We start from the raw sequence: 21635 nt of genomic DNA on the forward strand, positions 1-21635 counted from the left end.
CCGGTCCCCGCGTCAGGCAGCCGGGACCAGCGGGGCGCGCGGTGAGGTCCGCAGAGGGGCCGCGAGGTCGACGAGGGCCTGTTCCAGGCCGTGCAGGTGGCCGAGGGCGGCCTCCGCGCCGGGATGGTGGTGCGGGACGCCGACGGCCCGCTCGACCGAGGCGCCCACCGGACGGGACGGGGGTACGAGGGCGTGGACGGCGGCCTCCACACGCCAGGCGGCGGCCGTGAGCCGGGCGTCGTGCGAGGCGTCCGGGTCGGCCGCTACGGCGGCGAGGCCCCGGATCTCGCGGGCGCAGTCGTCCAGGAGCGCGAGCACGCGGCGGGCGCGCGCCTTGCGGGCGCGCAGCGGGCTCAGGGGGTGGACGAGCGGCGCGAGGGAGAGCCGGGCCCGGCCGAGCAGCAGCTCCAGCTCGGCGGCGTGCGGCGCGGGGTCGGCGTCCGGGTCGCCCGCGAGTCGGCGGGCGGCGGCCGTGGTGCAGGTGTGCACACAGGTCACGGCCCGCTCGATCCAGGCGTTGGTGGCCGCGTGCGTGGTCACCGGCAGCAGGGCCACGCCGATCGCCGCGCCGATCGCGCCGACGGCGGTCTCCTGGAAGCGGAGCAGGAGCAGCCCGGGGTGCAGGACGCCGAGCAGCCCGTACAGCAGCCCCGCCATGACGGTCACGAAGAACATCATCCAGCTGTACGAGAGCGGGGCGGTGTAGAAGATGCCGAACACGCAGACGGCGACGAGCAGGGCGGTGGGGGCGGTCGCGCCGCCCAGCGGGACCGCGACGAGCAGCCCGGCGGCGATGCCGGTGACCGTGCCGAGGACCCGGCGGAAGCCCCGGACCAGCGTCTCGCCGCGCGAGGCGGTGTTGACGAAGATCCACCAGGCGGTGCCGACGGCCCAGTACCAGCGCTCGTGCGAGATCAGCTGGCCCGCGGCGAGGGCGAGGGTGCAGGCCACCGTGGCCTGGAACGCCTGGCGGGTGGTGGGGCGGGCCAGGCCGGTGCCGGGCATCGGGGCGGGCGCGGCCGGCGGCGGGACGCGCCGCTCGACGCACCAGGCTCCGAAGCGGACCGCCCCGGCGGCGACCAGCGCGAGCGAGACGGCCGCGTACAGCTCGGGGAGCTGCGCGGGGAGCGCGTGCAGGAACTGGGTGACGAAGAACTGCATGAAGGCGAAGATGCCGAGCGCGTGCCCGCGCGGCCCCCACCGGCGGGCGTAGACGCCGGCGAAGACGACGAGCATCCAGGCGGTGTCACGGAGGAGCGGCGCGTCGTGCAGGAGGGTGGCGAGCGCGAGTACGGGGAATCCGGCGGCCGGCAGCAGGGCGGTGGTGACGGCCTGGCGGCGCACGGTGGGGTCGCCGACGGTGAAGAGCGCGAGGAGGGCGGCGAGACCGGCCGTGATGGAGGCGGTCAGGGAGAGGCCGAACAGCTCGGCCAGGGCGACCGCGAGCGTGATGCCGAGGACGGCACGGAGCGAGATCCTGAGCCGGACGAGCCCCGGGTCCGGGGCCATGAAGTACTTCCGCACGGCGGCCAATCCCGCCCCCCTGTTTCTGTTCCGCGCCGCGCGCGAGGCTCCCCGGGGGTGGTGGGGGCTCGGACACGACGAAGGCACCGCGGGCCGGTCCGGCCTCGTCGCCGGACGGCGCTGCGCGGCGCCGAAGGTGTGTGATGGCTCCAAGGATAGGGGCAAGGGGGTACGGCGGCTCAACCGAAGGTCGGAGGGCTGGACCATTGGTCCATCTCACTGGGCCGTCAGGTGACCGGGAGGGACCAATGGCTCAGGAGCGGTTTCGACCGGCCGGGGCCCATGCCCGGCCCGCCCGCCCGTACGCCCGCCCGCCTGGCGGGCCGGCGGGCTGCTTGGCTGCCCGGCTGCCCGGGCCTGCCCCGCGTTGTACCAGAATGGAGCGATCCGAACGTGAGGAGGCCTGCCGAGCATGGCGGTGGACGAGCTGGACACCCGGATCCTGCGGCTGCTCATCGAGCAGCCCCGGACGAGCGTGCGGGAGTACGCGCGGATCCTGGGGGTGGCGCGGGGCACCGTGCAGGCCAGGATCGACCGTCTGGAGCGCGACGGGGTGATCACCGCGACCGGCCCGGTCCTCTCCCCCGCCGCCCTGGGGCACCCGGTGCTCGCCTTCGTGCACGTCGAGGTGACCCAGGGGCATCTGGACGAGGTCGGCGACGCCCTGGCGGCCGTACCGGAGATCGTCGAGGCCTTCTCCATCACCGGCGGGGGCGATCTGCTGACCCGCGTGGTGGCCCGGGACGCCGGGCACCTGGAGGACGTCATCCAGCGGCTCATCCAACTGCCCGGCGTCGTCCGCACCCGGACCGAGATCGCGCTGCGCGAGCGGGTGGCGCACCGGCTGCTGCCCCTGGTCGAGGCGGTCGGGCGGCGTCCGGGCTCCGGCTGAGCCGGGGGCCGCTCGATTGTCGATCACCGCCCGTACGACCTAACGTGTCGCCCATGCAGTCCTACACCATCGGCCAGGCGGCACGCCTGCTCGGCGTGAGCCCCGACACCGCACGCCGCTGGGCCGACGCAGGCCGGGTCACGACCCACCGCGACGACAACGGGCGCCGTCTCATCGACGGCCGCGACCTGGCCGCCTTCTCGGTCGAGGTCGCGCAGAGCGGCACGGGCGACGAGGACGTGCCGTACACCTCGGCGCGCAACGCGTTCGCCGGCATCGTCACGGCGGTCAAGCTCGGTGACGTCGCCGCCCAGGTGGAGATCCAGGCGGGCCCGCACCGGCTCGTCTCGCTCCTCACCCGCGAGGCCGTGGAGGAGCTGGGCCTGGAGGTCGGCATGCAGGCCACCGCGCGCGTGAAGTCGACCAGCGTGCACATCGACCGCGCCTGACCCGCGACCGCACGGTCGGGTGGCCGGCCGGAGCCGGGGTCGCGCGGAAACGTTGGTCGCGCGGCGGCGTGGTCGCGCGGAAACGGGAAGGCGCGGGCGTACGGGCCTGTGGCAGGGTTCGAAGTCCTCTGCCCCCAGTGATCCGGAGCGTCCGATGGCGGTACCCGCACGGCTCGTCCCCCTCCTCGACCAGTTCGACTTCGGCCGGCAGCGGCTGACCGACCGCATGGCGGGGCCGGTCGTGGACAGCGGGAACGGCACGGACGTCGAGGTCGGTCCGATGACCGACGCGGAGTACCTCTGGGAGCCGGGGCCCGGCTGCTGGTCCGTGCGGCGCCGGGCCGACGGTCCCGGGCCCCGCGCCACCGTGCTGACCGGTGTCGGTGACTGGGGCCGGGACGCGACTCCGCCACCGCATCCGTCTCCCCCGCCGTTCACCACGATCGCCTGGCGGCTGAGCCACCTCAGCGAGCTGCTCGCGCTGCGCGCCGACCACACGAACGGCGGCCACACCCTGACCCGTGACGACTACGCGAGCAGCGGGGACGCGAAGAGCGCCGTCGCCGCCTTCGACGCGGCGGCCGGCGCGTGGCGCGACGCCCTGCTGTCCGCCGACGACACGGCGCTCGACACCGTCGGACACAGCACCTACCCGCACGGCAGCGATCCGGAGGATCCCTTCCTGGACATCGTCTGGTGGGTGAACCAGGAGCTGCTGCACCACGGGGCGGAGATCGCCCTGCTCCGCGACCTGTACCGGCTCCGGCACCCGGGGACCCCGGCCTGACGCGTACCGCTCAGCGGGTCGTACGGGCGAGCAGCATCGCCACGTCGTCCTGGGCGGGTGCCGCGAGGAGCCGCTCCAGGATCTCGTCGCACAGCGTGTCCAGGGGACGGTCGAGGCGCCGCAGCGCCCGGCCGAGCTGCCGCATCCCCTCGTCGAGGTCGCGGTCGCGCGCCTCGATGAGACCGTCCGTGTAGAGCACGAGCAGGCCGCCCACCGGCAGCGCGACCTGCTCCGTGCCGAAGTCGTGGGCGCCCGTTCCCAGCGGGGTCCCCGGCGGTCCGTCGAGGAAGGTGATCGTCCCGTCCGGGGTGGCCACGGCCGGCGGGGGGTGCCCGGCGCGGGCGATGACCCAGCCGCCGGTGGCCGGGTCGTGGACGGCGTACACACAGGTCGCCATCGTGTCCTCGCCGAGGTCGGCCACGACGGCGTCGAGGGAGCTGAGCATCGACGCCGGGGCGATGTCGTGCCGGGCCAGGGTCCGTACGGCCGTCCGCAGCTGCCCCATGACGGCCGCCGCGTGGATGCCGTGTCCCATCACGTCGCCGATGACGAGTCCCGTCCTGCCGCCGGGCAGGGCGATGGCGTCGTACCAGTCGCCGCCGACGTCGTGGGCGCTCGCGGGCAGGTAGCGGCCGGTCAGTTCGAGCCCGGTGACGACGGGGAGGGCGCTGTTGGTGAGGCTCCGCTGAAGGGTGAGGGCGGCCTCGCGCTGGGTGGTGTAGAGGCGGGCGTTGTCGATGTTGAGGGCGGCGCGGGCCACGACCTCGTCGATGAGGACGGAGTCCTGCGCGTCGAAGGGCTCGCGGGTGCGCAGCCGGGTCACCGTGACCGCGCCGAGCACCTTGCCCCGGGCCACCAGGGGAACGAGCCGCGCCGATCCGATCCGGGAGGCGAAGTACGTGCGGAGCGCCTCGGTGCGCGGGTCCGTGAAGAGCGCCGGGATGTCGGAGGTGAAGAGGTTCGTGGGCCGCCCCCGGGCGACGACCTGCTCGTACACGGAGTCCAGCGGGATCTGGAAGGTCTGCCCGGGGGCGAGCAGCGACGTGGGGGCCGTCGGGTCGGGGAACCGGGCCGCGAGGCGCCGCAGCACGCCCCGCGTGGAGGCGGCGGGGTCGTCCGGTTCGAGGACGGCCTCCAGCATCTGTACGTCGGCGGAGTCGGCGAGCTGGGGGACGAGGAAGCGCACCGCCTCCTCGGCCGTCTGTTTCAGGTCCAGGGTCGTGCCGATCCGGGCGCCCGCCTCCGCGAGCAGGGCGAAACGGTGACGGGCCCGCTCGACCTCGCTGTGGGCCTCCTGGCTCTCGGTGATGTCGACCAGGGAGGCGATGAGTCCGAGGGAACGCCGGTCGGTGCGGTCGATGAGCGGGGCGTACGAGCAGGACCAGATGTGGTCGCGGTCGGGGTCCGCGGGGGTACGGCCGACCCGGCGGGCGTCGACGACGGCGTTCCCGCTCTCCAGGACCTGGCGCATCAGGGACTCCAGCGAGACGGCGTTCACGCCGGGCACGACCTCGGTGAGCCGGCGGCCCACGTGCTCGGCCGCCGACACCCCGTTCATCCGGGCCAGCGCGTCGTTGATACGGAGGAAGCGCAGGTCGGGGCCGAGCAGGGCGAGGCCGATCGGTGACTGGGTGAAGAGGCTCTCCATCGCCGCGAGGTTCTCCCGCATCCGCAGGACCTCGGAGGTCTCGACCGCGATGAGCATCGCTCCCGGCCGCCCCGCCGGGTCGGCGGCCGGGACGATCCACATCTCCATCGCGATCGTGTGGCCGTCCCGGTGGCGTACCGGGAGCGTGCCGACCATCGTCTCGCCCGCCTGCACGCGTCGGGTCAGCCGTTCGGCCAGTTCGCGGTTGGCGTCGGGGACGAGCAGCGGGGTGGCGAGCAGTCCCAGCACGTTCTCCGGGCGGTGGCCGAGCAGGTCCTGCGCGGCGAGCGACCACTCGACGATGCGGCCCTCGGCGTCCTCCCGCCACAGGGCGATCGGCAGCAGCTCGCGGAGCACACCCGCGTCCCCGACGGCCGCCCGGGGCGGCTGCGGAACCCTGCTCGACGACTGGTGAGTCTCCAACGCATCGACCCTACGCATCGGCCCGGCCCCGGGGGGCACATTCCCTGTCGAATCACCCTAGCCGAGTAGTCGACGGCGGGCGCTGCGCAGTGCGGCCGATCGATGGGGCGGGGGCGGGCGTCTGCGACGGGGCCTCCGGGTTCGGTGGCGGGCGGTGCCCGGGCTCGGTGGCGGCGGGTGGTGCCGAGCGTCTGTGGCGGGGCGGCCTCCAGGCTCGGTGGCGGGCGGCTTCCAGCCCCTGTGGCGGCGGGTGGTGCCGAGGGTTCCGTAGTTCTACGGATGTGCGGGCGGCGCGGGACTGCGAGAGTCGGTCCGACCTCTGTGCGCGCGCGTCCCGCCGCGGAGGCCGGTCGTCACCCTCCTCCGTTCCTTCCGCCTCCCCCACTTCCCGGAGCACCCCGCATGAGCAGCCGCTCGCCCGACGAGTTCCGCCCCGGTGCGCCTCCGTCCGACCCGGGAGCCCGCGCCGGCGACGAGCCCGAGGACCCGCACGAGCTGCTGCACCGGGCCCGGCGGCTCACCGCCCACGGCCACCCCTGGGCCGGGAGCGCCTGGGAACGGGCGGCCACCGCACTGCGCCGGGCCGGCGGGGCCCTCACCCCCGGGGACCACGCCGACGCCCTGGACGCGACCGCGCTCGACTGCCGGGGCGCGGCGCTGCCCGCGGCGGGGCCGCTCTTCTTCCGCGCCGCCGACCTGCACGAACAGGCCGGGCAGCGCGGCAAGGCCCTGGTCTCGCGGGCGCGGGCGGTCGCCGTCGGCCCCGGCCCGGGCGCGACGGCCTTCGCCCGGCTCACCGAACTGTGCGAGCGGGCGGTCGCGCTCCACGCGATCGGGCGGGCCGGCGCCGCGGAGACCGCGACGGTACGGCTGCTGCACGGCCGCGCCCGCGCCGATCTGCTGGACACCGCGCCCGACCCGGCCGCCGAGGCCGGGGCCCTGCGGGAGGAGCTCATCGGGCTTCTCGCCTTCGCCGCGCCCCACCGGGCCGAACCCGCCGTCCTCGGCGTGCTCTCCGACACCCGCGCGCTGCTCGGCCGGATCACCGCGTCCGACGACCCGGACGCCGCCCTCGCCCATCTGAGGACGGCGATCGAGGACCACCGCGCCGGAGGGCGGCCGTGGCCGGCCACCGACCACGAACTCCTTCTCGCCGCCGTCCTGCGGGCCACCGGCGCCCACGAGGAGGCCGCCGCGCTGCTGCGGACCGCCCTCGCCTCCGTCGTACCGGAGACACCGCTGCGCGCCGCCGACCGGGCCCGGCTCTGTCTCGCCCTGGCGTGGACGGTCGGCGGGCCGGACGGGCCGGGGCCCGGGCCCACGACCGGAGGGCCGGAGGAGGGCCCGGACGGGGACGAGGGGATGTCCCTCCTCGCCGAGGCCGTACGGCATGCCGACGGCACGGCCCAGGACGAACGCGTCGGCGCCCTCGCGCGCCTCCGGCTCGGCGTGGCGTACGCGGAACGCGGCCGCTGCCACGAGGCCCGCGACCTGCTCGAACAGGCGCCGGCCGGGCTCGCGGACGACGGGGACACGGCGGCTCGCGTCCGGGCCAGGGCCTGGCTCGCGGAGTGCGCGCTGCGCCTGGGCGAGCCCGGGCGGGCCGCGCGCGAGTACGCGCTCGCGGCGGCGGAGACCCTGACGTGGGACGACCGGCGCCACGGAGCGGCCCTGAGCCACCGGACGGCGCACGCGCTCGGCGTGGCCGGTTCGCCCGAGAAGGCCGCCCGCGCCTACGAGCGGGCGGCCGACCTGTGGCGGGCCGCCGGTGACCACGCCGCCGCCGCGCGTTCCCTGCGCGCCCGGGCCCGGCAGGTGCGGGCCGTGTGGGGCGACGCCACGGCCGAGGTCGTCCTCGCGGAGGCCGCCCGGGAGGCCGGACGCGGGTCGTACCGGGCGTCCGGGCCGGTGGAGCGCGACCGGCCGGACCGGATGCCGGACGGGAGCGGCCGCCCGCCGACCGAGGGCCGCGCCCCTGGCGGTACGGTCGGTGCCGACACCGTGCCCGGCCTCGACGCCGCCTGCGCCGACGCGGAGGCCGGTGAGGACTCGGGCCCGGAGGGTGCCCGGCGGGGGCTGCGCGAGCTCCCCGAGGCGTTCGGGCCGCGGGGGCGCTACCAGGTGGACGTGTACGGCGAAGTGGGCGGGGACGGGCCGTGGGCCGCCTCCGCCCCGGGGACCCGAGTGCAGGGGTGCGTGTGAGCAGAGTGATCGACGGCCGCTTCGAGCTGGTGGAGCGGCTGGGCGGCGGCGGTATGGGCACGGTCTGGCGCGCCCGCGACCTGGCCCTCCACCGCGACGTGGCGCTCAAGGAGGTCCGCCCGCCGGACCCCGCGATGGCCGAGCACGACGTCGAGGGCGCCCGGACCCTGCGCGAGCGGGTCCTGCGCGAGGCACGCGCCCTGGCCCGGATCGACCACCCGAACGTCGTGACCATCCACCACATCGTGGACGCGGGCGAGGGGACGTACCCCTGGCTCGTGATGGAGCTGGTCACCGGCGGTTCCCTCCAGGACCGGCTCGACCGGGGCACCATGACCCCCGCCGAGGCCGCCGCGGTCGGCCGCGAGCTGCTCTCGGCCCTGCGGGCGGCCCACGAGCGGAACATCGAGCACCGCGACGTGAAGCCCGCCAACGTCCTGCTGCGACCCGACGGCCGGCCGGTGCTCACCGACTTCGGCATCGCCGCGATCCAGGAGTCCACCGTCCTGACGGCCTCGGGCTCGATCATCGGCTCGCCCGACTACATGGCCCCCGAGCGGATCCGAGGCGGCGGCGCCAGCGGTCCCGCCGCCGACCTGTGGTCGCTCGGCATGCTCCTGTACGTGGCGGTCGAGGGCCTGCACCCGTTGCGCCGGGAGAACACCCTCGCGACGCTGGCGGCCGTCCTCTCCGACGACGTGCCGCCCCCGCGGCGGGCCGGTGAGCTGACCGGCGTCCTGAACCGGCTCCTCGTACGCGAGCCGGCCGCGCGCCCGGACGCGGCGGAACTCGACCGCGCGCTCGCCGCCCTCACCACGGCGGCCCCGGCCGCCCGGCCGACCGGCCGTCAGGACGCGGCAGACGACGGGGGCGGGACAACCTCCTTCCACCTGGCGCCGCCACTGCCTTCGGCCTCGGGGGCGGGTGCGGCTTCGGGGACGCCCGCGGCTCCTGGAGCGGGTGCGACCTGGGGGGCACCCGCGGCTCCGGCGACCGATCCGTCCGTCGGATTCCCGGCCGACTCCTTCCCCGGCGGCCCGCCGACGCCCGCTTTCCCGGGCGGCCCGCCCGCCGCCGCCTTCCCCGGCGGCGCCCCGGCGGCTGCCTTCCCGGGCGGCTCCCCCGTGACCGTTCCCTCGGCCGGTTCTCCCGTACACGGCACCGAGCGGCGTCGGCGGAGCCGTACCGGCCGGTTCCTGGGGTCCGCCGCCGTGGTGGTGCTCGCGGTCGGCATCCCCGTCGCCGCCATGAACTGGGACTGGCGGTCGGCCGACCCGGGCGGCGGGCCGAGCGGCGCGACGCCCTCGCGACAGAGCCCGGTGGCCCAGGGACCCGCCGCGTCGAAGACGCCGACGCCGACGCCCTCGAAGGACGCGGAGCCGGTGCGGCGCGACCTGCTGACGCCCGCCGGGGTCCGGGCCGCCATCGCCGCGATCAAGGCCTCGGCGGGCGGGACCACCGTCACCGGATTCGTCGTCTACCCGGACTACGCGATCTCCGAGTCCGTCGTGAAGGGCAGCACGAAGCGCTACGACCGGTACGTCTACCGGGGCGGCGACGTGGCCGTCCGTCAGGGATCCGGCACCGCGTTCCCCGGCTCGGTCCCGGTCGACCTGAACTCCTTCTCGTGGGACAACCTGCCGGCCCTCATCAAGCGCGCGGAGAAGGAACTCGGCGTCGCCGAGCCCACCAGCCGCTACCTCGTCCTCAGCCCGGCGTCGACCCTCACCGGGAACAAGGCCGGGATGAGCGTCTACCTGTCCGACTCCTACGGCTCCGCCTACCTCCAGGCCGACGCGCAGGGGCGGGTCACCGCCGCCTACCCCCGCGAGGACTGACCGCCGCCCGCCCCGTCCCTGACGACGAGGGAGGCGAGTCCGGCCCGGGTCTCCACCCCCGTCTTGCGGTAGACCCGGGCGACATGGCTCTCGACCGTGCGCGGGCTCAGGCAGAGCCGGTCCGCCACGGCCTGGTTCGTCAGCCCCTCGGCGACCAGCACCGAGATCTCCCGCTCGCGCGGGGTGAGGACGGCGAGCCGTCCCCCGGCAGGCCCCTCCGGAGGCGCCGGCCTGGTGCGGTCGGCGAGGTCGACCAGCATGCGGGCTCCGCCCTCGGCGGCCAGCCGGCGGCCCCTGCGCCACTGCGCGGCGGCCCTGGCCGCGTCACCCGCCTCCTGGGTCCGGGGCGCGGCGAGCAGCAGGCTGTGCGCCTCGCGCAGCAGGGCTCCGGAACGGGCGCTCTCCCGCGCCGCTTCGGTGAACGCCTGTGCGGCGGCGGCCGGTTCGCCCCGTCCCGCCAGCACCTGCCCCCAGGCACGGAGGGCGGCGGAACGCTGGACGGGCAGCCCGAGCGGCTCCACCTCCGCGAGGGCCCGGCGGGCCACCCGCTCGGCCTCCGCGAGGTCTCCGGCGGCGAGGGCCGCGCCCGAGAGGAGTTCGAGGTAGCCGGGGCGCAGCGAGGGCTGGAGCCGGGAGAGGTCCCGGTCGCCGCCCGCGCGCACGAGCACCTCCCGCACCCGGTGCGGGTCCCGGCCGAGCGGTACGGCGTAGCCGAGGAGGCTGCGGGTCTGGGTGGCCCACCAGCCCTCGGCCGTCCCCACCGCGGCCGCGGCCTCCCCGGCGGCGCGCGGCGCCTCGGGGTCGCCCAGGGGCCGGGCGTGGAGGAGGACCACGGCCCGGATCGCCCCGCTGAATCCGACGAGTTCGGCGCCGCCCAGGGTGCGGGCGACGGCGAGGGACTCGTCGGCCAGGTCGAGCGCGGCGGCGACCCTGCCGGTCAGGAGGTGGACGTACGCCGAGCAGAGGAGGAGCTGCGAGAGCGCGAACGGGCGTCCGGCGCGGCGGGCCATCCCGATGCCCCGGGTGGCGTGACGCTCGGCCGCCGCGTACTGCTCCAGGAAGACCTCGGTCCAGCCGAGCCGTACCAGCGACTCGGCGTGGGAGGCCAGTTCACCGTCCGTGAAGGCGTCGGTGAGGGCGGCGGCCTCCGCCGCGTGGACGCGGGCCGCGGCGGTGTCGCCCTCGTACGCCTCGCCGAGCGCGGCCAGCGTGAGGACCTCCGCCGTGCCCGCTTCGTCGCGCCGCCGCCGGGCCTCGTCGAGCGTGCGGGTGAGGACGGGGCGGACCTCGGGGTACCGGGCGGCGAACAGGGCCCGGCAGCCCCACTCGACGACGAGCCAGGTCCGCAGGTCGGCGCGGGGCCCGGGGGTCCGTTCCAGTTCGCGGCGGAGCAGCGCGTCCGCCTCGGGGTAGCGGCCGAGGTGGCGCTCCATGAAGGCGCAGAGCAGAACGGCGGAGGTCCGCAGCTCGGCCGTCCCCTCGTCGGTCGCACCGCCGGGGCCGCAGGCGTCGATGAGCTGGTGGAGGAGGTCACGGCTCTCCGCCACCCGGCCCGCCGATCCGAGCGCCTGGGCCCGCCGGAGCGTCAGTTCCCGGCGGGTGGCGAGGTGCTCGTGGGTGTCGGGGAGCAGTGCGAGGACGGCCGCGAGCCAGTGGGCGGCGCGGGCGGGGTCGGCCGCGCCGATCCGCTCGGCGGCCTCGACCAGCTCGCCGGCCGTGGCCGGGTCCCAGGCCGTCGCGGCACGGACGAGGTGCGGGGCGCGCTCGGTCACCGGCGCCCCGGCCCCGGCGAGGGCGTCGGCCGCCCTCCGGTGCAGCTCGCGGCGGCGCCAGGGGTCGAGCGTGCTCCGGACGAGTTCCGCCAGGGCGGGGTGGCGCGGCACGAGGACACGCCCGTCCTCGGCGGGCCGGACGAGATCACGACGGGTCAGCTCTCTCAGGGCCCCGTCGGTCGTGGACCGGGCGGCGGGGTGCGGGAACGTCAGGGCGACGGTGGCGAGCAGCTCGGGCGTCGCGCGGCCGCCGAGCACGGCGAGCGCCTCGACGAGCGCCCGTTCCGTCCCGCCGAGCGGGCCGAGCTCGTCGAGGAGCACCGCGACCGGTCCGGTGCCGGGCGCCTCCCCCCGGCGGGTACGGGCGTGTGCGAGGGCCCGGAAACAGAGCGGGTTGCCGAGGCTGTCGGCGTGGATCTCCCGGGCGAGGTCCGGCGATAGCCCGGGCACGAGCCCTTCGGCGCAGTCGTCGGGCGTCAACGGCCCGAGGGCAAGCCGGGTGAGGTCCCCCGAGTCGGCGGCCCGGGCGAGGACCGAGGCGAGCGCGGTCTCGGTCTGCCGCTCGCGGCGGACGAGGACGAGGAGGACGGGCACCCGGGGCGGATGCCGCAGGAGATGGTCGACGAGGGCGACGGAGGCGGGGTCGGCCCGGTGGAAGTCGTCGAGCACGAGCACGAGCCCGGAGGAGGCCGGAACCCGGCCGATCGCCGCGGCGATCCGCCGCGCCCGCGCGAGGCGGTCCAGGCTGGGCGCCGTGAGGCCCCGGCGGTCCGGGCCACTGACACGGCGTGACCGCCCGGCCCGGTCCGGCTCGCCGGCGTGATCGGACCCGGCGGTCCGGTGCGGCTCATCGGCCGGGCCGGGGTCGTCCGGCTCGCGGGCGTGGGCGGGGTCATCTGCCCAGCCCGGTCCACCCGGACCACCCGGACCAGCCGGACCACCCGGACCACCCGGACCACCCGGACCACCCGGACCAGCCGGGCCGCCCGCGTCAGCCACCGCGCCGTCACGGGCCCGATCGCCCCGGCCCGCCGGGCCGGTTCGGCGCACCCCCGCGACCGCCGCTGCCCTCTCGTCGGGCTCCGGCGGTGACTCCACGAGCTCCGCCAGCGCGGACAGGGCCGGCGACCGGGTGCGGTCCCGGTGGTCCAGGTCGGCGAAGGCGTCCACGAAGGGGTGGAACGGCGCGCCCGCGTCCGGGTCCCCAGGGCCCGCGTGGCCGCGCAGGACGGTCACCCCGCGCGTCCGGGCCCTCGCCGCGAACTCGGTGAGGAGCCGCGTCTTGCCGATGCCCGGCTCCCCCGTCACGTCCACGGCCACCGGGCCCGTCCCCTCGGAACGGTGGCGCAGCAACGCGTCGAGCCGGTCGAGTTCGCGCGTCCGTCCGACGAGGGGCGCGCGGTCGACGCCCCCCGGATCCGTGAAAGCGTCCACGTGCAGTCCCCCTCGCGCGGTCACGCGGTCGTGCGCCCCGCGGCCCTCGGGCCACGGAGTCGTTCGGTCGTTCTCTTCCCCGCTCTCAGTTGTACGGCACACCACCGACAACGGCGTCAGGCGGAGGCGAGGACCGTGGACGCGCGGATCGTTTCCGTGAGCGCCCTCCTGGAGCGCCCGCCCGAGCACACACGCCCCGCGCACACCTCGCCCCACGCGTCCGCGCGCGTCAAGGATGCATCCGCGCCCCCTTGAGCACCTTGTCGACGGCGTTGCGGGGGCCGTACACGGCGAGGCCCGCCAGATCCAGCCCGTCCGTGCCCACGGCCCGTACCGCCGCGCGGTTGTCCCGGTCGTTGCCCGTGCCGAAGAGGTCGGTCGTGAAGACGGACCGGGGCAGCGAGCGGGAGAGCGCCCGGGCGTGCGCCGCCGTCAGCGTCTCCTTCGTGCCCTCGAAGACGAGGACGGGCTGCCGGAACATCGGCAGGTACGGGATGCCGTCGGCGTCGGCGTACGGCTCGCCGATCACCTCCGGCAGTTCCGAGCCGAGGCCGCTGACCAGGAACGCGGTGACGTTCAGGCGCTGCCAGGTCTCCAGGTCCTCCCGCAGGATTACGGCGATCTTGGTGTCGAAGCGGACGGGGGCGTTGTCGGTGGTCGTCATGGTGTGAGACTGCCGATCGCCCGCCGTGCCGGTCTTGTACATTCCTTGCATGGTGGCCCGGCAGGAGGTTTCGGCGTGGCGCCCGCACGTCCCGGGGGTCGTGGAGGTCTTCCACGCCCACTTCACCGCGCACGCCTATCCGATGCACGTCCACGACGTGTGGACCCTGCTCATCGTCGACGACGGCGTCGTCCGCTACGACCTGAACCGGCGCGAGCACGGCACTCCGGGTGACACGGTGTCCCTGCTCCCGCCGCAGGTGCCGCACAACGGCTCGCCCGCCACCCCCCCACGGGTTCCGCAAGCGGGTCCTCTATCTGGACCTGACCCAGTTGGACGAGACCTTCATCGGCGCGGCGGTGGACGGGCCCGACCTGGTCGATCCGCTGCTCCGCCACCGCGTGGCCCAGCTGCACGCCGCGCTCGCGGACCCGGGTGGGGAGCTGGAGGCGCAGAGCCGTCTCGCCCTCATCCGTGACCGGCTGCGCACCCACCTCAGGCCCCGGTCGGTCACGCCCGGCCGCCCGGCCGGTCCCGGTGTGGCCGGACAGCTGCGCGAGCTCCTCGACGAACGGGTGCTGGAGGGGGTGACGCTGGACGAGGCCGCGCGGCTCCTGCACGCCCATCCGGCGCATCTGGTACGGGCGTTCAGCGGTGCTTTCGGCATCGCCCCGCACCAGTACCTGACGGCCCGCCGGCTCGACCGCGCGCGGCGGCTGCTGCTGGACGGACGGGCGCCCGGGGAGGTGGCGGCGGTGACCGGCTTCTACGACCAGTCGCATCTGAGCCGCTCGTTCAAGCGGCTGGTGGGCACGACTCCCGGGCGTTTCGCCCGCCGGAGGGAGGACAGGACATCGGTCGGGTCGAGAGCGAGCCCGGCCACACCCCGCGAGGCCGCGCTCATCGGCCTGGCCCTCCGGGTCCCGGCCGAACCCGGCTCCCTCTCCGACGAGGACGCGGCCGAGGTACGGGACCGACGCGCGACCGCCGACCGGGCTCCCCGAGCGGCCAAGGGCGTCGTCCCGCCGGAGTGAGGCGTCCGACCGGACCTCTCCGCGCCCCTGCGGCCCTAGCGGGTCGGCGTCCGGGGCGTGGCCGCCCGGAGGTCGGCGAGGAGATCGGCCTGGTCCGCGAGGACGCCCGAGAGGATCGAGCGCGCCACGGTCAGCAGCTCGGCCACCTGGGGGCTCGTCAGGGCGTAGTGGACGGCGGTCCCCTCGCGCCGGGCGACGACCATGTTCGCCCGGCGCAGGACGGCCAACTGCTGGGAGAGGTAGGCCGGTTCGACGCCGGTGTCGCGGAGCATCTCGGCCACCCCGTGCTCACGGTCACACAGCAGTTCCAGGACGCGGATGCGGACGGGATGTCCCAGCGTCTTGAAGAACTCCGCCTTCAGTTGGTAGAGCGGCGCACTCATCGCACCCACCCCGCGCCTCGCGTCGACCCAGCACTCTGCACCATGCCCCCATCCTCGCGCGTGACGGGGCGGGCTTCGTACCGATTCCCTCAGGGCGTGCGGGAGTTGGGCGCTCCTGCGGCCGAACCGGGCCGACGGCTCAGGCCGTCGGCCACGCGTCGCTGCGCCAGGCCCGCTGCTCCACGCCCGCGCCCGTGTGCGCGGCGAGCGCGGCGGCCAGGTCACGGTGGATCGGGACGGAGTGCCCGTCGCCCGCGGGTACGAGGGAGCCGTCGGCCGGGATCGCGGCCAGTTCGAGGGCCCGGCCCTCGGCCCGCAGCCGCAGGGCGGCCTCCGCGACGGCCAGCTGCCCGCCCACCGACCAGCCCCGCAGCCGCGTCAGGTCGAGGACGACGGGCCCCGTCCCCCGCGCGACCGCCCACCCCACGGCCCCGGTGAACCGTCCCAGGGCGTCGGCTCCGAGGAACCCGGCCAGGGACAGGACGCCCAGGTCCTGCTGCACGGTGTAGCGCCATTCGATGGTCATGTGCGTCGTCGTCCTTCTCGTACGGGGATCACCGCGGGAGCGCGGGTGGGCGGGTGGGCGGCCGGCCCGGACCGGGCCGACCCGGTCAGCCGGGCACGACCTCGCTCTCGCGGAGTCCGTCGGGGAGCCGGTCCTGGACGGCGAGCACGTCGGTGAGGATCCGCCGTGCGGCCCGCATCAGCTGGGCCACGTCTCCGCCCGTGAGCGCGTAGACGACGGTGGGGCCCTCGCGCGTGGCGGTCACGATCCCGGAACGGCGCAGCACGGCCAGCTGCTGGGAGAGGGCCGCGGGCTCGACCTCGATCCGGGCGAGCAGATCCCGTACGGGCATCGGCCCGTCCTGGAGCAGCTCCAGGACCCGGATGCGTACGGGATGACCGAGCAGGCGGAAGAACTCGGCCTTGGCCTGGTACAGCGGGACCGGCACGGGCTGTCCTCCGGGGGCGCGGGCGGGGGTGCCGCGCCCGCGGCTGGCCTGGGACGCAGCCCGACCAGGATGTATCGAATTGCAGAATTATGCAATTTACTGATCGTTCGTGACCGGCCCCCTGAGGGCCCCGGAGGCTCCGTGGCGTGTTCCGTACCCTCCCCACCGCCGCCTGACGGAAGCTGTTCACGACAGCCGTGATCACGTACGGCCGGAACAGAAGGAAGCAACCATGAAGATCGGCATCATCGGCGCCGGCAACATCGGCGGCAATCTGACCCGCCGTCTCACCGCCCTCGGCCACGACGTGTCCGTGGCCAACTCCCGTGGCCCCGAGACCCTCACCGCGCTCGCCGAGGAGACGGGCGCCACCCCGGTCCTCGCCTCGGAGGCCGCGCGCGGTGCCGACGTCGTCGTCGTCACCGTCCCGCTGAAGAACGTCCCGGACCTTCCGGCCGGACTCTTCGACGGGGCGGCCGAGGGCTTCGCCGTCGTCGACACCGGCAACTACTACCCCCGTGAGCGCGACGGCCGCATCGCCGCCATCGAGGACGAGGGGCTGACGGAGAGCCGCTGGACCGAGCGCCAGATCGGCCACCCGGTGGTCAAGGCCTTCAACGGCACCTTCGCCCAGGACATCCTGGAGCGGCCGCGTCCGGCGGGCGCGCCGGACCGGCTCGCCCTGCCCGTGGCGGGGGACGACGCGGCGGCGAAGGAGAAGGTGCGCCTCCTCATCGACGAGCTGGGATTCGACACCGTGGACTCGGGTGGAGTCGACGACTCCTGGCGCCAGCAGCCGGGCACGCCGGTGTACGGCCTGCGGGAGGGCGTGGACGCCGTGACGAAGGCGCTCGCGGAGGCCTCCGCCGAGCGCCCGAAGGACTTCCGGGGCTGACCGCCGCCCCTTCCGGACGAACGCGCTCCGGCCCACCGGAGGCCGGGGCGATCCGGGTGCCCCACGGCCTCTTTACTAGAACCATCTTCTAATCGGGGCTGCACTAGGGTGTGCCCCATGTCTCCTAAGCAGCAGCGTGGCGAGGCCACGGTCGAGCGCCTGCTGACCACGGCGCTGCGGGTGTACGCGGACTCCGGCCGGCAGGGATTCACCGTGAACGCGGTGACGGCGGCCAGCGGTGTCAGCCTCGGCAGCCTCTACCACCACTTCGGCAGTTTCGACGGCCTCGCCGCCGCCCTGTACATCCGGTGCACGGAGCGGTTGTACGGCGAGGTCGTCGACGCCCTGAGCCGTACCAGGACCGCCCGCACCGGGGTGCGGGCGGCGGTCACCGCGTACCTCCGCTTCACCGAGGAGCACCCGGACGCCGCGCTGTTCATCCACGCCTCCGCCTGTTCGGGTCATCTCGTGGCCCACGCGGACCGCATCCGGGAGGCCAGGGAGCCGTTCCTCACCGCGCTCGCGGCGTGGACGCGGCCGCTGGTGGAGGCGGGCGAGATCGCGCCGACGCCCGCGCCGTTGGTCGAGGCGCTGGTCATCGGGCCGGCCGCCGAGACCGCGCGCCGCTGGCTCTGCGACGCGCACGAGGTCGATCTCGCCCGGGCGACGCGAATCCTGCCGGACCGCGTCTGGCGTTCGCTGCGCCCGGAGTGACGGAACAGCGGGACTCTCCCGAACCGCACCCGGCAGGCCGGAGCCGCGTGAACCGCCCCCGCCGCGCCCGACAAGCCGGTCCTCGTGACCCGCGACCGGCGTACTCCGCGCGGGAGCCTCAGCCCGCGGCCGGGGCGGTGAACGCGACGTCGGCGGCGCGGACGGTGACCTCCGCGTCGCTCCCGAGGGCGTAGGCCGCGACCCGGGAGACCGTCGCGGCCGGGACGACCTCGCTGATCCCCGGCGCCGCCGGAACGTCCTGGGTGGCATGGGCGTCGTGCGGCACGACGACGCGGTAGCCGCGCGCCAGGGCCGTACGGGCCGTCGCCTGGACACACATCTCGGACATCACTCCGCAGACGGCGAGCGCCCGCACCCCCGCGTCGGCGAGCACGCCGCCCAGCGGGGTCTCCTCGAAGCCGTCGTCGTGCGGCTTGCGGATCACCAGCTCCCTCGGTCCGGGCTCGACGGGGTGGTGGAGCTCCCAGCCCGGCGTGTGGGGTTCGTCCTCCGAGCCGGGCGGTCCGTCGTTCTGGAGGTGGACGACGAGGGCACCGTCCCTCCGGGCCCGGGCGATCAGGTCCGCCGTGCGGTCGACGAGCCGAGCGGCCGCGGGCACGGCCCCGTCCCCGGTGACGAAGGCGGACTGCACGTCCACGACGATCAGGGCGTCCACGGGCGGGGGCGGGGTGGTCCCGGCATGCTGGGTCATCCGGACATCATCACTCCCACCGGCCCCCGCTGCCACGGGATTTCGTCCCCCCGGACCGCGGCGGAGCGCGGTCCCGCGGCACCCCGGGGGGATCACGAGAGGCCGTGGTCACCGTCGCCGACCGCCTGCGGGCCGATCAGCCCCGTGAGCGACAATCTGTCCGTGAGACCGCTCGCGCCGCGCGGGCACAGATCGCGGATGCCGTACCGGAGGCGGGCGTCGCCCGGCCGTCCGGTGGCCGGTGTCCGCAGGGGAGAGGAAGAGCATGTCGGTGAACCTCGACGTCGTCGCACTCGACGACCCGGTGGGTGAGTCCCTGCGCGGTCGTCACGCGCATCTGGCCCGTGGCGTGGGCCGCGCCGCCACCTACCTGCCGGACGTCTCGACCTTCGCCTCGGTGTCCGCCGATCCGGGTCCGGCGGACTGGGACGACCTCGTCCGGCTCCTCGGTCGGGGCGAGTTCGCCGACATGTTCAACTGCCCGGCGACCCCGCCGTCGCACTGGGAGCCGGTCTTCGTGCTCGAAGGCCGGCAGATGATCTGGCCGGAGGACGCCCTGCCCGGCCACGCCGGGGAAGAGACCGACGCCGGCGTGGTCGAACTGGGCGCCGACAGCGGCCCGGAGATGCTCGACCTGATCTCACGGACGAAGCCGGGGCCCTTCTGGTCACGCACCCACGAACTCGGCACCTACCTCGGAATCCGCGACGAAGGCGGGCTGGTGGCCATGGCGGGCGAGCGGCTCCGGCCGCCGGGCTGGACGGAGATCAGCGCCGTCTGCACCGCGCCCGAGGCCCGTGGGCGGGGGCACGCCGCCCGCCTGGTCGGCGCGCTCGTCACACGCATCACCGCCAGGGGCGAGCGCCCCTTCCTGCACGTGGCCGAGGCGAACACCGGCGCGATCGCGCTCTACGAACGGCTCGGCTTCGTGACCCGCAGGCCGGTGACGTTCCGCGGGTTCCGCACTCCGTGACGCAGGCGGTGGTCACGGTCGCCAGGGTGGTCACGGTGGTCATGACACGACGGTGGTGATCACGGCACGACGGGCGGGGTCCCGCCGCCGCGGCGGGTCGAGCGGGAGAGCAGCCATCCGCCCGTGACGCCCGTCGTCAGGAGGCCGGTGACCAGGGCGATCAGGGAGATGCCGGGGCCCGAGGCCCAGTCGACCGCTCGGCCGTGGACGACGAGGACGACCGCGAGGGCCAGCGCCACCGCCGGGACCGCCCGGAGGGCGGGGCGGAGACGGGTCAGGTCGTCCTCGGCCAGGGAGGCGAGGACGCCGACGCCGAGGGCGAGTGCCCACACGCCCAGGCCCTGCGCGTCCGCCCGGTTCACGGTCCACGGCACGAGGGCGCCCCAGAACCCGGGGACGACCAGCAGTCCGGCCCCGATGCCGAGCCAGCCCGAGCCGACGACGGCGAGCGGCGGCTTCGACCAGCCGGGCATCGGGACGACCGGCCGCCGCCGGGCCGCGCTCCCGGCCGCAGCCGCACCCGGCGCCCCACCGGCCGCAGCCGTTCCCGCCGGTTCTCCGGCCGCAGCCGTTCCCGACCGCCGCGCCGCGCCCGTCGGTCCGGCGGGTCGGCGGTACTGCGCGGCGAGGCAGCCCACGACGGCGAGGGCGAGGAGGCCGAGGGTGGCGACCCAGCCGAGGCTGAAGAGGGCGAGGAACAGCGGGCCGCCCTTGACCGCCTGGAGGGAGCCGGCGTTCAGCAGGCTCACCGTGAACAGGCCGACGAGCACGATCACCAGAGGCAGCACCAGGCTCCGCACCTCCTCCCAGACGCGCGCCCCGCCGATCGTGAAGAGCGCCGGGGCCACCCCGGCCATGGCCGCGCCGATGAGGCCGGGGCTCAGCGCCTCCGGCGACGCCCAGGGGCCGGCCGCGTACCCGGCCAGGCTCGTCACGGCGAGCAGGGCCCCCGTGGCGAGACTGACGCCTCCCACGACCCCGCTCAGGAGGACGATGCCGGGCGAGAGTTCGCGGCCCTCGGGCGTCGCGGCGCCCGCGCTCGCCGCCGCCGTCCGCTGCCCGGTCCCGCCCATAGGTGCCGCCCCCTCCGCGCCCGTCGGTGCCGCCCCTTCCCCGCTCATCGCCGCTCCCCCGTCGTTCCGGCGCCGGCCGGAGCCGCCTCCGCCGGGTGGGTCGGCAGGTCGGCGAACTCCCGCTGCCGCTTGAGGACTTCGCGGCCGTGCAGGACGCGCAGGCTGACCACGGCGACCGCCGCGTACGCCAGCATCCCGGCGCCGATGCCGACGCCCGCGATCAGGGACGTGAGCCGGTCCAGGCCCATCGTCCGTTCCAGTACGGGCACGGTGACCGCCGAGAACGCGGGTGCCAGGCACTGGGCCGCCAGGTGCAGGCGCCATTCCTCGCGCGCCCAGGGCGCTCCCCTCCCGCGGGCCCTCGCCGCGCGGGCCGCGACGACGGCGTACGTCAGGACGTACGGGACGAGGAACGCGACGAGCAGCCGCCTCCCCTGCGCCCCCTGGCCGAGGAAGGCGTACGCGATCCACGCCAGGCCCGCGGCGCCCGCGAGGTGCGCGGCGACCAGGACCGGGCCCGGGGCCCAGGTGCCGGTCAGGCCCGGGACGGCGGCCCGCCGGTCGAGGGCGCGGGAGGCCAGGAGCGCGCCGAAGGCGACGAGGGCGCCCAGGTGCATGATCGCGACGCGGTTGATCTCCTGGAGGGAGAGGCCGGGGTACAGCCAGGGCAGCGCGCCCCATTCGAGCCTCAGCAGCGGAGCGGTCATCAGGAAGCCGTAGCAGAGCAGCATCCAGCGCTGGTGGAGGTCCGGGAAGCCGCGTACGGCGGCGAGGACGCCGAAGGTGACGCTGCCGACGGTGCCGACCAGGATCGTGGCGAGGACGATCCAGAACGCGGCGCCGCTGAAGGCCTCCGCCGGCGGGGTGCGCAGCAGGTACAGCGCGGCGCCCGCCATGGACACGTACACGGTGACGGCGAAGACCGTTCCGGCGATCCGGTGCAGGCGGATGCGGCGGCGTACCGCCGAGAGCAGCTGGACCGGGCCGAGCAGCATCAGGAGGCCGCCCAGGACCGAGTGGACGATCAGCGGGACCAGGCTGCGGCCGTACGGTCCCATCCGGTCGCGCACGGCGTCGGCCACGAACTCCGGTGAGACGGAGCGGCCGAGGAGCCACTCGCCGACGGCTGGCGCGCCGGGCCTGGCGTACGGCCAGAGCTCGGTCATGGCGATCGGCGCGTACACCAGGCAGACCACCGTCACGGCGACGGCGGACACCCGCCCCCACCTCGTGCTCGTCGGACGCCCCACGGCGATTCCCCCTTC

General features: G+C 75.8%; 18 protein-coding genes and 1 pseudogene. 9 read left to right on the plus strand and 10 right to left on the minus strand.

From position 1 onward, the window contains the following. Positions 1-12 precede the first annotated feature (12 nt). Positions 13-1509, minus strand: a complete 1497-nt coding sequence (locus ABT129_RS07420) for an FUSC family protein (RefSeq protein ID WP_351898089.1) — start codon at positions 1507-1509, stop codon at positions 13-15. A gap of 427 nt (positions 1510-1936) precedes the next feature. Here ABT129_RS07420 and ABT129_RS07425 point away from each other — a divergent pair, with 427 nt between their 5' ends. From ABT129_RS07425 to ABT129_RS07435, 3 genes are all read left to right on the plus strand, one after another. Further along, positions 1937-2416 (plus strand): Lrp/AsnC family transcriptional regulator, encoded by a 480-nt coding sequence (locus ABT129_RS07425; RefSeq protein ID WP_351897750.1) that lies wholly within the window; start codon positions 1937-1939, stop codon positions 2414-2416. A gap of 53 nt (positions 2417-2469) precedes the next feature. Continuing rightward, on the plus strand, positions 2470-2865 hold the full coding sequence (locus ABT129_RS07430; protein ID WP_351897752.1) for a TOBE domain-containing protein: 396 nt from the start codon (positions 2470-2472) through the stop codon (positions 2863-2865). Positions 2866-3019: 154 nt separating this feature from the next. Beyond that, on the plus strand, positions 3020-3652 hold the full coding sequence (locus ABT129_RS07435) for a DinB family protein (protein ID WP_351897755.1): 633 nt from the start codon (positions 3020-3022) through the stop codon (positions 3650-3652). Between the two features lie 10 nt (positions 3653-3662). On the opposite strand, the gene ABT129_RS07440 is transcribed toward ABT129_RS07435, so the two are convergent. Continuing rightward, positions 3663-5723: a SpoIIE family protein phosphatase gene (locus ABT129_RS07440; RefSeq protein WP_351897757.1), complete on the minus strand. Its 2061-nt coding sequence runs from the start codon at positions 5721-5723 to the stop codon at positions 3663-3665. 402 nt (positions 5724-6125) lie between these two features. Between ABT129_RS07440 and ABT129_RS07445 the strand changes: the two genes are divergently transcribed. Continuing rightward, positions 6126-7925, plus strand: coding sequence for a hypothetical protein (locus ABT129_RS07445; protein ID WP_351897760.1), 1800 nt, complete (start codon positions 6126-6128; stop codon positions 7923-7925). A 53-nt stretch (positions 7926-7978) separates the two neighbouring features. After that, on the plus strand, positions 7979-9763 hold the full coding sequence (locus ABT129_RS07450) for a serine/threonine-protein kinase (protein WP_502981687.1): 1785 nt from the start codon (positions 7979-7981) through the stop codon (positions 9761-9763). Here ABT129_RS07450 and ABT129_RS07455 read toward each other — a convergent pair. Then, positions 9745-12969, minus strand: coding sequence for a helix-turn-helix transcriptional regulator (locus tag ABT129_RS07455; RefSeq protein ID WP_351897764.1), 3225 nt, complete (start codon positions 12967-12969; stop codon positions 9745-9747). The two genes, ABT129_RS07450 and ABT129_RS07455, sit on opposite strands and share 19 nt — an antisense overlap. Before the next feature lie 229 nt (positions 12970-13198). Beyond that, positions 13199-13633, minus strand: coding sequence for a DUF2000 family protein (locus ABT129_RS07460; RefSeq protein WP_351897767.1), 435 nt, complete (start codon positions 13631-13633; stop codon positions 13199-13201). 49 nt (positions 13634-13682) lie between these two features. On the opposite strand from ABT129_RS07460, the pseudogene ABT129_RS07465 reads away from it, so the two are divergent. Beyond that, positions 13683-14469 (plus strand): annotated as a pseudogene (locus ABT129_RS07465) (AraC family transcriptional regulator); the annotation flags it as partial. Positions 14470-14702: 233 nt separating this feature from the next. Here ABT129_RS07465 and ABT129_RS07470 read toward each other — a convergent pair. The 3 genes from ABT129_RS07470 to ABT129_RS07480 form a co-directional block, all read right to left on the minus strand. After that, the gene (locus tag ABT129_RS07470) at positions 14703-15050 is read right to left on the minus strand and encodes an ArsR/SmtB family transcription factor (RefSeq protein ID WP_351897769.1); all 348 of its coding nucleotides are present in this window, start codon (positions 15048-15050) and stop codon (positions 14703-14705) included. 139 nt (positions 15051-15189) lie between these two features. Continuing rightward, entirely contained in the window at positions 15190-15576 is a 387-nt protein-coding gene (locus tag ABT129_RS07475) for an STAS domain-containing protein (protein ID WP_351897772.1), read from the minus strand. Positions 15577-15661: 85 nt separating this feature from the next. Then, the gene (locus tag ABT129_RS07480) at positions 15662-16003 is read right to left on the minus strand and encodes an ArsR/SmtB family transcription factor (RefSeq protein ID WP_351897774.1); all 342 of its coding nucleotides are present in this window, start codon (positions 16001-16003) and stop codon (positions 15662-15664) included. A 172-nt stretch (positions 16004-16175) separates the two neighbouring features. Between ABT129_RS07480 and ABT129_RS07485 the strand changes: the two genes are divergently transcribed. Both ABT129_RS07485 and ABT129_RS07490 read left to right on the plus strand, forming a co-directional pair. Then, positions 16176-16898: an NADPH-dependent F420 reductase gene (locus ABT129_RS07485; protein WP_351898091.1), complete on the plus strand. Its 723-nt coding sequence runs from the start codon at positions 16176-16178 to the stop codon at positions 16896-16898. A 117-nt stretch (positions 16899-17015) separates the two neighbouring features. Next, positions 17016-17612, plus strand: coding sequence for a TetR/AcrR family transcriptional regulator (locus tag ABT129_RS07490; RefSeq protein ID WP_351897776.1), 597 nt, complete (start codon positions 17016-17018; stop codon positions 17610-17612). A gap of 118 nt (positions 17613-17730) precedes the next feature. On the opposite strand, the gene ABT129_RS07495 is transcribed toward ABT129_RS07490, so the two are convergent. Beyond that, positions 17731-18324, minus strand: a complete 594-nt coding sequence (locus ABT129_RS07495) for an isochorismatase family protein (RefSeq protein WP_351897778.1) — start codon at positions 18322-18324, stop codon at positions 17731-17733. A 265-nt stretch (positions 18325-18589) separates the two neighbouring features. Between ABT129_RS07495 and ABT129_RS07500 the strand changes: the two genes are divergently transcribed. Beyond that, the gene (locus tag ABT129_RS07500; protein ID WP_351897780.1) at positions 18590-19297 is read left to right on the plus strand and encodes a GNAT family N-acetyltransferase; all 708 of its coding nucleotides are present in this window, start codon (positions 18590-18592) and stop codon (positions 19295-19297) included. Positions 19298-19356: 59 nt separating this feature from the next. Here ABT129_RS07500 and ABT129_RS07505 read toward each other — a convergent pair whose 3' ends face one another. Then, complete coding sequence (locus ABT129_RS07505) at positions 19357-20418, minus strand: hypothetical protein (RefSeq protein WP_351897782.1); 1062 nt, start codon at positions 20416-20418, stop codon at positions 19357-19359. Next, the gene (locus tag ABT129_RS07510; RefSeq protein ID WP_351897784.1) at positions 20415-21587 is read right to left on the minus strand and encodes a DUF2306 domain-containing protein; all 1173 of its coding nucleotides are present in this window, start codon (positions 21585-21587) and stop codon (positions 20415-20417) included. The genes ABT129_RS07505 and ABT129_RS07510 overlap by 4 nt, the downstream gene beginning before the upstream one ends. Positions 21588-21635: the final 48 nt, after the last annotated feature.

The organism is Streptomyces sp. NPDC002057, assembly GCF_040296665.1.
In the GTDB taxonomy this organism is placed as follows: domain Bacteria; phylum Actinomycetota; class Actinomycetes; order Streptomycetales; family Streptomycetaceae; genus Streptomyces.